Here is a 12,956-nt window from a genome sequence, read left to right as displayed (position 1 = left end):
GAATTTATGATTTTGGATTTATGATTTTAGATTGAAAGATATTGGATTTGTGATTAAGAGGTTGGGGAAGATATTTTGGGATTATTTGCGGTCGGGGGTTGGATTGTTGTTTCCGAGAGTTTGCGTGGTGTGTGGTGACGTGTTGGTACGCGGAGAACGGTTCATGTGCTCGGGATGTTTGTGCCGGATGCCGCTGAACGAGGGGGCGGATGAAGGGGCGGACGAGAGAATGAAAGAGGTGTTGGATGCGGAGAATTTGTTTTGGTTGTTCACGTATAACCGGGAGAGTGATTTTCATCAATTGATATATGCCATAAAATACAAGTCGAGGCGGGAGTTGGGTGTGTGGGCAGGACGGATGCTTGGAGAGAGGATCGGGACGGGACATGGAATTGATTGTGTTATTCCGGTGCCGTTGCATCCGGCACGTGAAAAAGAGCGGGGATTTAACCAGTCGTTGGCGATTGGCACGGGGATTGCAGGGGTTTTAGGGGTAAAGATTGTGCCGGATGTGCTTGAACGGAAGGAGAATACTCGTTCGCAGACAGGGTTGAGCCGGGAAGAAAGGGCGGATAACGTGATGAAGGCTTTCCGTTTAACGGACCCGGGGCGGTTGCGGGGGTGTCACGTGTTGCTGGTGGATGATGTCCTCACGAGTGGTGCGACCACCAAGGCTTGTCTGGCTGAGTTGCGGAAGATAGAGGGTGTGCGATGTAGCGTTGCTTGTCTCGGTAAAGCCGGTAAAATTTAAAAAACTGAAATCTTAAAACTGAATTTGAGAGGATTTTAGCTTTTTTTCCCTAGTTTTGTAAAGTTAATATTTGGAAGAGCTATGAATAAGATTTTTTGGAACGGATTCTGTTTTGTTGCTGTGATGATAGCGTTGGTGATTTATGCTTGCGCGAACCGGGGATACCCGCAAGGGGGGGAGAAGGACGAGACTCCGCCAAAAGTGATCAAGGAGGTGCCGGAATCGTATTCCACGAACTTTAAAGGGAAGTATATTGATATTTATTTTGACGAGTACGTGCAACTCAAGGAGATTAACAATAAATTCGTGATGTCGCCCCCGGCGAAGAAGAAAGCGAGAGTGAGCCTGCGGGGGAAATATATACGGGTGACCTTCCAAGACACGTTGTTGCCGGAAACGACGTACACGTTGGATTTTGCCGATGCAATCGTGGATAATAACGAGGGTAATCCGTTGGGGTTCTATCGTTACGTGTTTTCCACGGGACCGAAACTGGATTCGATGGAGTTGGCGGGACAGGTGATCGACATGGAATCGCAGTTGCCCGTGTTGGGGGCTATGGTGCTGTTTTACGAGAATCATGCGGATTCTGCCGCCATGTTGGAATTGCCGAATTACGTGGCAAGGACGGATAGCGCAGGAATGTTCCGGGTGACGAATATAAAAAATACGACCTACCGGATACTGGCGATCGACGACGCGAACCGGGATAACAAGTTTATGCCGGAGGAGGAAAAGGTCGGTTTTATAGATTCGCTGGTGACGACAATGGCTTTCCCGGTAGTGGTGTATGACACGATACGTCCCGATACCGTGGTATTGGAGGGACGTCGTACAAAGAAAGGTGTCGAGTTGAAAGTGTTGACACAGGACACGATCGTGCGGAGGGATTACACGGCGTTCGGACCGAGTAACTTGTTTATCCCGATGTTTGACGAGGAGAAAACTCAGTTGTATCTAGTGGACGGGGATCGCAAGGAGAGGGAACGGTTGGATTTTATATTCAGTATCCCGGCGGAGAATCGGTTGAGTGTACGTCTGCGCGGGTTGCATTTGCTGGAAAAAGAGGATCAGAGTGATTGGTTCCTTGAAGAGCGTTCTGCCGGTAGGGATACTATTCAGTTGTGGATAAAAGATTCGCTGGTGTACAAGATTGATTCTTTAACGGCGTTAGTGACTTATTTGCGTTCAGATTCCCTCGGGAAACGGGAACTTTTTACCGACACGACTCGTTTCTATTTCAAGGATAAACCGGAACCTAAAGGAAGACGTAAGAAGGATAAGGACACGATTCCGGAGATCAAGTTTATGGAGGTGAATGTCGGGGTTGGCGGAACGGCCGATTTGAATAAAGGGATTCGTTTTGATTTTGACCGACCGATTCACGAAGACGGGTTTAAGAATATTCATTTGTTCGAGAAGGTGGATACGATATGGGAACCCGCTGATTTCACGATGAAACGGGATAGCCTGAAGATTCGTAGATATGAACTTGGAACGAAATGGAAGCCGGAAACAGAGTATAAATTAGTTGTAGATTCTATGGGAATATATAGTATTTACGGGTTATATAACAATAAGATCGAGAAAACGTTCAAGACCAAGGCGGAGGAGGATTACGGGAAGATTTTCGTGCAGGTGAAGAATGCCCAAACGCCGATAATTATACAACTTTATCAAGGGGATAAGGAAGTGAAAGTGCTGGAAGAGCGTTGGATAGAGAAGGACGGGAAGGTGATGTTCGATTATTTGAACGAGGGGAAATATATGATTCGCGGGATACTCGACCGGAACGGTAACAAGAAGTGGGACACGGGTAATTACTTGAAAGGTATTCAACCCGAAGAGATAAAATATTTGCCCGTGGAGATTAATTTGAAGAAAAACTTCGACGTGGAGCAGGAATTTGACGCGAGCAAAACGTACAAGAGAGAGGACCCGAGTAAAAAGAAAAATACAGAGAACAAGGATAACCGGAGAAACAGAAGCAATAGATGAGAATAATTATACTGATATTGACATTGTTCGTCAGCCTGCCTGCCGTTTCGCAGAGAAAGGTGCCCAACGTGATAGAAAAACTGACATACAGGGGCTATTACAATTGGGGCTTTATCTGGATTAACGCCGGTGCGGTGGAGATGAGCGTGAAGCCTTCCGAAAAGTACCCGAACGCGGAGGAGGTGTTCGCCGTGGGGTATTCCAATCCCTCGTGGGATTGGGTGTTCAAGTTGCGCGATACGTTGATTTCTCACCATGATAGCGTGACTTATATGCCTTACGAGTTTTCCCGGAAGGCTCACGAGGGGAATTATCACAAGACGTTCGATTACGTGTGGGATTATGACAGTAACCGGATTCTGTCCGACGTGCATAAGATAGGAAAGTATAAGCGTAAGGATACGATTGCTTTGCAACCGGACACGTATAATATGTTGTCCGTGGCGTGGAAAGCCCGTGAATTGGATTTTGACAAGTACAAGAAAGGGGATATGATTCCCATACGTATATTGTTGGATGATAAGATTTACGATTTATATATCCGTTATCTGGGACTGGAAAAGGTGAAGACGGATAGCGGACGCAGGCAATGTTACGTGTTCTCGCCTTTGCTTGTTGCCGGAGATGTTTTCAAGGGCGGGGAGAATATGAAGGTATGGGTGAGTAATGACGAGTACAGGATTCCCGTGATGGTGGAGGCGAAAATCCTCGTGGGATCGGTGAAAGGGATTCTGGATGAGGCAAACAGTAAATTTTAGCAATTGAAAATTGAAAATGCAGAATTGAAAATTGCTCTGTGTTTTTGATTTTCAATAATATATATAATGGGAAATAGATAAATGAAGTTTTTGGTAGGTTCATTTTCAATTTTCAATTTTTAATTTTCAATTGTATGCTATGAGAAAGATATTATTTGTTTTCGCGATGATTTTGGTGCTGGGTTCTTGTAAGAATGCCACGAAGAATTTGATGCCTTCTATTTCGGGCAAGATTAATCAGGTTTTGGTGATTGCCGAGAAAAACGTGTGGAACGGTCCGGTGGGAGATACGATAAAGGCTTTCTTCGGGCAGGAGCAGGACGGACTTCCGCAGGCGGAGCCTATTATGGATGTGATGAATTTGCCGGAGATGTATTTCGACAAGAATATGAAGGGGCATCGGAATGTACTGCAAATCAAGATTTCCCCGACGATTGATTCGGCGTACGTGCAATACGCGGATAGTCCTTGGGCAAAAACTCAGAAGTTTATAAAAATTGCTGCCCCGAATAACAAGGTGGCAATACAATTATTCGAGGAGAACAAGATGAAGATATTGGGTATTTACGCGAAAGCGGAGCGTGACCGATTGGTGTCTATCTACAAGCGTACGGCGGATACCCGGATATTTAACCTGTTCAAGAAGAAGTATGATATGTTGTTGTATTGCCCGACAGGTTATTATATCAATAAGGATACGACTGATTTCGTGTGGATTTCGAGTGAAACCAAGAAAGATAGCAAGGGTATTATATTTTTCACGGAGAAATACGAGCACGAGAGCCAGTTTAATCACGTGATTATCGTGGATCGGGTGAACGAGGAGTTGGAGAAGTTTATTCCCGGGCCGAGGAACGGTTCGTATATGGCGCTGGACACGGAAATTCCTTATACTTTTGTGCAATATAAATATAACGGACATTATGCGGTGTCTGTTCGGGGACTGTGGACGGTGGTGAATGATTTTATGGCGGGACCGTTCGTGTTGAACGTGGTGTTGGATGAGGAACACCAGCGGGTGATCTACATGATGGGGTACGTTTATTACCCGAACGAGGAGAAACGGGATATGCTGAAACAAGTGGAGGCTATACTGAACACGATGGTGATCGATTTCAAGGAGAAAGAGCAGCAGCAGGAAACAAAGAAGTAATTGATGAGATATTTGATATTGATGTTGGTGATAGCATCCGCGTGTACGGATGCTATTTCCGTGAATTTACGGAACGGGATAGAGCGTTATGACGCGTACCGTGATTTGTTGGCAGGTAAAAAGGTGGGAGTGGTGACTAATCATACTTCCCGCGTGGGTGAACAACACGGGGTTGACTTTTTGCGGGAACAGGGAGTTGATGTGATTCGTGTTTTTGCACCGGAGCATGGATTCCGGGGAACGGCGGATGCCGGGGAGACGATAAAGAATGATACGGATGTGACGACCGGTTTGCCGATAGTATCTCTTTACGGAAAAAACAAGAAACCCCAACCGGCGGATTTGAAAGGGGTAGAAGTAATGGTTTTTGATATACAGGACGTGGGTGTCCGTTTTTATACTTACCTGTCGACGCTGCATTACGTGATGGAAGCGTGCGCGGAACAGGGAATTCCTTTGATTGTCATGGATCGTCCGAACCCGAATGCTTTTTACGTGGATGGTCCCGTGCTGGAAAAAGAATGCGTGTCGTTCGTGGGGATGCACCCGGTGCCTGTGGTGTATGGAATGACGATTGGCGAGTATGCGCGAATGATTAATGGAGAAGGATGGTTGAAGGGGCAGGTGAAATGTGATCTGACAGTCGTTCCTTGTGAGGGGTGGAATCGGGAACAACCTGTTGCTTTGCCTTATGCGCCTTCGCCCAATTTGCCGGATTCGGTTTCCGTGATGCTTTACCCGTCAACTTGTTTTTTCGAGGGGACGGCGATTAACGAGGGGCGGGGCACTTTGCGACCTTTTCAAGTCTTCGGTCATCCCGACCTGAAAGATATGCCGTATAGTTATGTCCCGAAACCGATAAAAGGGATGAGCATGACCCCGAAGTGTGCGGGGAAGACTTGTTATGGAATGGACTTGGCCAAAGAATATAACACGATATTTGAGATGAAACGGTTGGATTTGGCGTGGTTATTGTTGGCATACAGGAAGTACGAGGGGAAAGAGCCTTTCTTTAATGCCTTGTTTGACAAGTTGGTCGGGAATACCCGTGTCAGACAGCAAATCAAGGATGGCAAGACGGAAGAGGATATCCGTGCCGGTTGGCAGGAAGACGTGGCGAACTTTATGGATGTAAGAAAGAAATATTTAATTTATTGATAAATTGATTCAGTGATTCCGTGACTGGCGGTTTAGTGATTCATTTTCAATTTTTAATTTTCAATTGTTATGTGGCGTTTTTTGAAGTATTTTTTAATAACGGTGCTGGTTATTGTAGTGTTGGTTTGTACGGCGGTCGGTATCGTGTTGAATTTCATTTTTACCCCGGAGAAATTGACCCCCGTGGTGGAGAGAACCGCGAACGAGTTGCTGGATGCGGAGGTGCATTTTGATTCGATTGAATTGACATTCTTTTCCACGTTCCCGAATTTCGGGTTGGAGATACGAAACGGGAGTGTCGTGACGAAGGTATTTCAAGACACGATTAACGGGGAAAATGTTTACTCGAAAACGGATTCTTTGATGAGTTTCGAGCGTTGTCTTTTGACGATAAACCCGATGGTATATCTCGCGAAGAAAGATATCGTGGTGAAAGAATTGCGGATAGAGAAACCCCGTATATATGCCTATATTAATAGCGACGGGATTCCCGCTTGGAATGTTATGCGGTCGGAGTCGGCTGATACATTGTCAGTGGAATCGGATACCGAGTCGGAAAAGTTATTCGAGGGTATTGATATCAAGAATATTCGTGTGGAGGACGGTTATTTGGTGTTTGACGACCGGGCGAATCGGCTTTATGCCCGCGCGGAAGGTTTCGGCTTAAAGATTGATGGTGATTTCACGGGGCGTAAGGCCAATTTGCAGTTAGGAATGAAAGCCAAGAATGTATTGTTGTGGCAAGAGGGGGATTTATTGGTCAAACGATTGGCTTTTGGCGTTCAGACCGGGATGCACGTGGACCGGGATTCTTTATTGTACACGTTGGACAGGGCGGTGATGAACGTGAACGGGATAAAATTCGGTGTCGGGGGACAGTTGCGAGGCGATACGGTAAGGCGGCAGTTGGTGGTAGATTTGACTTTCGGGGTAAAAATCCCGTCATTGAAAACGATTCTCGATTTGGTACCGGAAACCATATTGAAGCGGGACGATAGGGTGGAAGTTGCCGGGGAGGTTTCATGCAAAGGAACATTGAAGGGTATTTACGGGAAAGACCGGGTGCCTGTACTGGAAGCCCGTTTCCGGGTACGGGACGGGGCGGCAAAATATGCCGGGATGCCGTACGCTTTGGAGAAATTGGATGTTGATATGGAGGGGTTGATTGATTTGCAGAAAGAGCAGGCTTCATACGTGAAATTGAACCGTTTGCGCGTGAAAGGAACGGACGTGGATGTGGATATCGAGGGACGGGTGGACGAGTTGATCACGAATCCCAAGGTAGACGCGAAAGTGAAAGCGGATGTGAATTTTTCGATATTACCCAAGATATTCCCGTTGGAGGAGGGCGTGACTATGAAGGGGAGTTTGAGCGCGGCTTTGAGAACCCATATTCTGTTGGCGGATGTAAAGAATAAGAATTACGGGAAGTTGGATATCCGGGGCGGTTGTCGTTTGCGTGACGTGTTGCTGGCAAGCGAAAAAGATAGTTTGTCCCTGCGTTCGAAATCCGTGGGGTTGGGATTCGGGACGAATATGGAAGATACGACAATCATGCAGGGAAAGAATTTGCTGAACGGAATATTCGGTTTTGACAGCGTGGATATCAAGTGGAAGGAAGCATTGGTATTTCACATGGATACTTCTTACGTGAAGGTGAAAACTTCTCCGTTGAGAGATACCTCGGCTGTTGCATCCATGTCGGCGGATGTCAAATTCGGCTGGATTGATTTGACGGTGGGGGATTCCGTGCGTTTCCGGATGGGAAATAGTAAAGCGAGTGTGGCTCTGGCTCCTTCGCCGGAGAATAAAAAACTGCCGTTGGTGAAGGCACGGGTAGATATGGATAGCTTGCGCATACGTGCCAAGGGAAATCGGTTACGATTGGCTTTTGCCGGATTTGATTTGTCCGCCGTTCCGGGTAAAAAAGACGAGCGACCGTGGAACGTGGAGGGGATAATCGGATTTAAAGATATGCGGGTATATACGCCGTTGTTCCCGTTGCGCATGAGGATGCCCGGAACGAAGATTACTTTGAAACCGGGGCATGTTAAATTGAACGGGGCAAGGCTGAGAATGGGTAAGTCCGATTTGTTGTTGACCGGGGAGGTGTATAATCTTGCCGGAGCGTTCTTGCGGCAAGAGGAATTGGAAGCGAAATTGAAAGTGAAATCAAAGATGATTGATTGCAATCAATTGATGAAAGCGATGGAAGTCGGGGAGGCAAACCGGGCAAATATGAAGTGGGGGATGGATGAGGAATTGAGCGAGGATGAGTTGTCAGATGTTGATCTGGCGGCAGATTCAACTTACGTGGCAGATTCAACGATGTCGGTATTCGTGGTTCCGCAGGGAATAGATTTCACGTTCGAGACGGATATTAATCGTGTGCTGTACGGGAAATTGGTTTTGGATAGTATTCATGGAGAGGTGAACATGAAAAATCAATGTATAGAGCTGTCCGATTTAAGGATGCGTTCTATGGCGGCGGACGTGAGGACGAGCATGTTGTACCGGGCGTCTTCGCCGGAGAGGGCTTATGCCGGGTTTGATCTTCAACTGGACGATATACACGTGGGGGCTCTGATTGATTTTATGCCTTCACTGGATTCTATCGTGCCGATGTTGAGGTCTTTTGACGGGTTGGTGGATTTCCACATGGCGGCGGAAACGGAGATGGATTCTTCGATGATGATTGATATACCGACTTTGCGGGCTGTCGCTCATATCGACGGGCAGGACTTGGTGCTGATGGACGGGGAAACGTTTGCCGAGATATCGAAAATGATGATGTTCAAGAATAAGGAACGCAATTTGATTGATAGTGTTTCGGTTGATTTCGCAATCAGAAATAGCACGATAGAGATTTTCCCGTTTATGGTCGAGATGGATCGGTACAAGGTAGCCGTTGGGGGTGAGCATAAAATAGATATGACTTTTAACTATCATATTTCTGTTTTGAAATCTCCCGTACCGTTTAAACTGGGCGTGGATATTCTCGGTTCCATGGAGAAGATGAAATTCAAGATAACAAAAGCTAAGTATAAGAACCTGTTTATCCCTTCCCGTAGAGCGAAAGTGGATAGTGCGCAAATTAACGTCCGCAACCGGATACAGGAGATATTACAGGCAGCGAGAAAATAAAATAATTAGACGAATATGTTTACAGGAGAATAATTCGTATATTTGTTGATACAAGTTTGTAATGATTATGAAGTCAATAAGTGAATATTTGCAGTTGTTGTCCGATTATATGAGGACGCATGCTTCTGTTTATCGCATCACACGAATGGGAATATTCGGTAGTGTGGCTCGTGGTGAACAGACTGAAACAAGTGATATTGATATTTGCTTTGAAGGAGATGCTCCGACTTTATTTACATTAGCTCGTATCAAGTATGAGCTGGAGGCTTTGTTAGGACGTCCCGTTGACTTGGTGCGTGTGCGTGAAAGAATGGATGAGGTATTGAAGCAAAATATTCAAAAGGAAGCTATTTATGTATGATGTAAAGGTTTTGCACTTGCTGGATAAAATCATAGAATCTGTGGAAATTATTCAGCAGAGAACAGTGGCAATTCATTGTGTAAATGATTTCTTGGATTCATCGGCAGGTACATTGTTATTAGATAGTATCTGTATGAAATTGATAGCGATAGGAGAAAGTGTTAAAAACTTGGATAAAGTGACAACCGGAAGTTTGCTTGTTCATTATCCCCAAATTCCGTGGCGAGAAGTAATGGGAATGCGTGATATAATTGTGCATCATTATTTTGAGGTTGATGCTGATGTTATTTTTAATACGATACAAGAAAATATTCCTTTATTAATGAGTTCATTAAAGCAGATACGAAAAGATTTATCTGAAAAATAGAAAAAGGATGCCCGAGAGCATCCTTTTTTATATATATGATGTTTAAGAATGAAACCCACGGTCAGTATATGAACTTCCCGAGTTCGCTGATAATCGTGAGCTTATTACCTTGTCCCTCGTCGTTGTCGTAGCAGCGACCGACGATCCGGGCGTCAATATTGAAACTTTTGGATATGGCGATGATGTCTTCCGCGATCTCTTCGTTCACGTAGATTTCCATGCGGTGTCCCATGTTGAACACTTTGTACATTTCTTCCCACGGGGTGCCGGATTGTTCCTGAATCAATTTGAAGAGAGGAGGTACAGGGAACATATTGTCTTTTACAATATGCAGATTTTCCACGAAGTTCATCACTTTGGTTTGGGCACCGCCGGAGCAGTGTACCATACCGTGAATTTGTTTCCGGTATTTGTCAAGAACTTGTTTAATAACAGGGATGTAGGTGCGTGTCGGGGATAATACCAGTTTCCCGGCATCAATACCCAAATCGGCAATCTTGTCGGTTAATTTGCACCCACCGGAATACACGAGGTCTTCGGGTAGAGAGTTGTCATAACTCTCCGGGTATTTTTGCGCTAGGTATTTGGCGAACACGTCATGACGCGCGGAGGTCAAGCCGTTGGAACCCATTCCGCCGTTGTATTCGGTTTCGTAGGTTGCCTGCCCGTAGGATGCCAGACCGATAATTACATCGCCTGTTTGAATATGGTCGTTGGAAATCACGTCGGAACGTTTCATGCGACAAGTGACCGTGGAGTCCACGATAATCGTACGCACGAGATCGCCCACATCGGCTGTTTCTCCCCCGGTAGAGTAGATGTTCACGCCTAATTTGCGGTATTCTTCTATCAATTCTTCCGTGCCGTTGATGATAGCTGCGATGACTTTGCCCGGAATCAGCCGTTTATTGCGTCCGATAGTGGAAGAGAGTAGAATGTTATCTACCGCACCCACGCAAATGAGGTCGTCAATATTCATGATGAGTGCATCTTGCGCGATACCTTTCCACACGGAAAGATCACCGGTTTCTTTCCAATACATGTATGCCAGTGATGATTTGGTACCCGCGCCGTCGGCGTGCATGATGTTGCAATAACTTTTCTGACCCCCTAAATAGTCCGGGATGATCTTGCAAAAAGCTTTCGGGAATATTCCCTTGTCAATGTTTTTGATGGCGTTGTGAACGTCTTCTTTGGATGCAGATACACCCCGTTGATTATACCTTTCGTCTTTTCTCATGCGATACAATTGAAAATTGAAAATTGAAAATTGAAAATGGATTTGAATAGAATCCGGTATATTCTAAATTTTCAGTTTTCTAAATTTTATGCTTCTAAATTATTTTGTTTGCAAAGTTAGGTATAATTTTCAATTTTCAATTTTCAATTTTCAATTAATTGCTCGTTTGTTGAGCAATTCCGTGAAGCGGTCTTTGTAGGAGTCCGATATCGGGATATAGACTTTACCGAAAATGATACGGTTGCGTTCGATCGTTTTGATTTTGTTCATGTTGACAATATACGAACGATGTACCCGGACGAAAGTATCGGCAGGCAGGAAATCTTCGATAGATTTCATGCTCATCAAGGTAAGGATACCTTGTCCGTCTTCGGTTTGGATGCGGATATAATCTTTCAATCCCTCGATGTAGAGTATATCTTTTAATTGAACTTGGACGAGTTTGTAATCGCTTTTCACGAAAATAGATTCCGGGGCGGGGTGGGTGCGCAATGCTTTGGTGGCTGCCCGCAGAAATTCCGAGTAATTGAACGGTTTCAGCAAATAATCCAGAGCATCTACACGAAAGCCTTCGATGGCGTACTGTTCGAATGCCGTGGTGAATATGATTTTTACTTTATTTCCTACCAGTCGGGAGAGTTCCAGTCCGTTCAGTTCCGGCATCTGTATATCCAGAAATATCAAGTCTACCGGGGTTTCTTCAACGACGGACAAGGCTTTGATGGCACTGTCACACCGGTCTACAAGATGCAGGAAAGGGGTACGACTCACATAACTTTCCAGTAATTCGAGAGCCAGAGGCTCGTCATCTACGATCAGGCAGTTTAGTGTCATGAGAGTTTGTGTTTAGAGGTGAATATTCAGTTCCGCGATGAAGCGGTCGTCTTCCGTGCGGGTGGAAAACAGGAAATTACCCGGGTAAAGTAATTCCAACCGGCGTTTCAAATTTTTTATTCCTATGCCGGAGCCGCTGCGATCGTTATCTTTCTTGGGAAAATTGCTGTTCGCGACGAGGCAATGTAGCCAATGGTCTTGGTGCAATTCCAATTGTATATGTATAAACGAGTCCTGCGTGTTGCTGACCCCGTGTTTGAATGCATTTTCTATCAGCGGGATAAAAAGCAATGGGGCTATCATGGCACCATTTCCGGTTTCGGGAATGGAAACATCCAGATGGGTGGTTCTCGAGAGGCGTAAGCTCATTAATTTGATATAACTCCGCATAAAATCAAATTCCCGATCTAAAGAGACCAGATTGTCGTTATTTTCGTATAGCACGTGGCGAAGCATCTTGCTTAAATCTTGTACGGCGTATTGTGCTTTGTCTTGATTGATTGCAATCAAAGAATAGATGTTATTCAACGTGTTGAATAAGAAATGCGGGTTGAGTTGGCTTTTTAGATTTTGTAATTCAGCCTCCGCTTGTGCTTTTTGAAGTTCTTGTTTTTCGCCTTCCGTTTTATACCAACCGCTTGTCATTTTAATCGCCACGCTAAGTCCCACGGTGAGTCCCATGAGTAGTATGTCGCGACTGATGAAAAGCAATACCGGCGGTTTGGGCAGTGCATCTTTGAGGGCTTTCAAGTTTTCCGGCATGGGTTCGCTCAAGTGTACCCGGTGGAAGTTCTGCCAACTATGGAGTAAAATGCCTAGAAGTATGATAAACAATAGATTTGTCAATATGAATTGTACAATCTTTCTGCGGAATAGCAAGCAATCTATCAGTTTGCCGTAATTAATGTAGAAGATAATTAGGCAGGAAAGCGGCATAAAACAATACCCGAGGTATCGGTTTAGGGTAATAGCTTGTTCCCCGCGATACATGAAGAAAGGGAGGGTAAAAAATATACCCCATCCAATCACGTGGATTGCGATTTGTAACACGTTCTTGTTGATCCTCTTGGGCATTATATTATTGTTGGTTGTCTGCAAAGGTAGAAAAATTAGAGTTTATAAGGTTTATAAAGTTCATAAAGTTTTTAAAGTTTATATTGTTTGAAAGAACCTGCAACTCGCCGCGGGCGAA

Annotated in this window: 11 protein-coding genes; 8 read left to right on the top strand and 3 right to left on the bottom strand. The window is 45.1% G+C overall.

Translation table 11 applies throughout. The features are described 5' to 3' along the window. Nucleotides 1–49: 49 nt before the first annotated feature. The 8 genes from H8S64_RS22815 (at nt 50) to H8S64_RS15690 (ending at nt 9,690) form a co-directional block, all read left to right on the top strand. Nucleotides 50–751, top strand: coding sequence for a ComF family protein (locus H8S64_RS22815; protein ID WP_186977311.1), 702 nt, complete (start codon nt 50–52; stop codon nt 749–751). An 81-nt stretch (nt 752–832) separates the two neighbouring features. Further along, nucleotides 833–2,749 (top strand): Ig-like domain-containing domain, encoded by a 1,917-nt coding sequence (locus H8S64_RS15720; RefSeq protein ID WP_186977309.1) that lies wholly within the window; start codon nt 833–835, stop codon nt 2,747–2,749. Beyond that, nucleotides 2,746–3,507 carry a DUF3108 domain-containing protein gene (locus H8S64_RS15715; RefSeq protein ID WP_186977307.1) on the top strand — a complete coding sequence of 254 codons (762 nt, stop codon included), beginning with the start codon at nt 2,746–2,748 and terminating at the stop codon, nt 3,505–3,507. The genes H8S64_RS15720 and H8S64_RS15715 overlap by 4 nt, the downstream gene beginning before the upstream one ends. Before the next feature lie 139 nt (nt 3,508–3,646). Next, nucleotides 3,647–4,660: a DUF4837 family protein gene (locus tag H8S64_RS15710; RefSeq protein ID WP_186977305.1), complete on the top strand. Its 1,014-nt coding sequence runs from the start codon at nt 3,647–3,649 to the stop codon at nt 4,658–4,660. 3 nt (nt 4,661–4,663) lie between these two features. Beyond that, nucleotides 4,664–5,818, top strand: a complete 1,155-nt coding sequence (locus H8S64_RS15705) for an exo-beta-N-acetylmuramidase NamZ family protein (protein ID WP_186977303.1) — start codon at nt 4,664–4,666, stop codon at nt 5,816–5,818. Nucleotides 5,819–5,887: 69 nt separating this feature from the next. Next, entirely contained in the window at nt 5,888–8,962 is a 3,075-nt protein-coding gene (locus H8S64_RS15700; protein WP_186977300.1) for an AsmA family protein, read from the top strand. Between the two features lie 67 nt (nt 8,963–9,029). After that, a complete protein-coding gene (locus H8S64_RS15695) occupies nt 9,030–9,323 on the top strand; it encodes a nucleotidyltransferase family protein (protein ID WP_099290048.1) in 294 nt (97 codons plus the stop codon). After that, nucleotides 9,316–9,690 carry a HepT-like ribonuclease domain-containing protein gene (locus H8S64_RS15690; protein ID WP_099289958.1) on the top strand — a complete coding sequence of 125 codons (375 nt, stop codon included), beginning with the start codon at nt 9,316–9,318 and terminating at the stop codon, nt 9,688–9,690. Before H8S64_RS15695 ends, H8S64_RS15690 begins: the two co-directional genes overlap by 8 nt. Nucleotides 9,691–9,751: 61 nt before the next feature. On the opposite strand, the gene H8S64_RS15685 is transcribed toward H8S64_RS15690, so the two are convergent. The 3 genes from H8S64_RS15685 to H8S64_RS15675 form a co-directional block, all read right to left on the bottom strand. Further along, nucleotides 9,752–10,930: an AIR synthase related protein gene (locus H8S64_RS15685; protein WP_186977299.1), complete on the bottom strand. Its 1,179-nt coding sequence runs from the start codon at nt 10,928–10,930 to the stop codon at nt 9,752–9,754. A gap of 150 nt (nt 10,931–11,080) precedes the next feature. Beyond that, nucleotides 11,081–11,764, bottom strand: a complete 684-nt coding sequence (locus H8S64_RS15680) for a LytR/AlgR family response regulator transcription factor (RefSeq protein WP_186977297.1) — start codon at nt 11,762–11,764, stop codon at nt 11,081–11,083. Nucleotides 11,765–11,776: 12 nt separating this feature from the next. Further along, nucleotides 11,777–12,838: a sensor histidine kinase gene (locus H8S64_RS15675; RefSeq protein ID WP_186977295.1), complete on the bottom strand. Its 1,062-nt coding sequence runs from the start codon at nt 12,836–12,838 to the stop codon at nt 11,777–11,779. Nucleotides 12,839–12,956 lie beyond the last annotated feature (118 nt).

The organism is Butyricimonas hominis (assembly GCF_014287455.1).
Classification (GTDB): Bacteria; Bacteroidota; Bacteroidia; order Bacteroidales; family Marinifilaceae; genus Butyricimonas; species Butyricimonas muris.
This window is presented reverse-complemented; position numbering and strand designations above follow the sequence as displayed.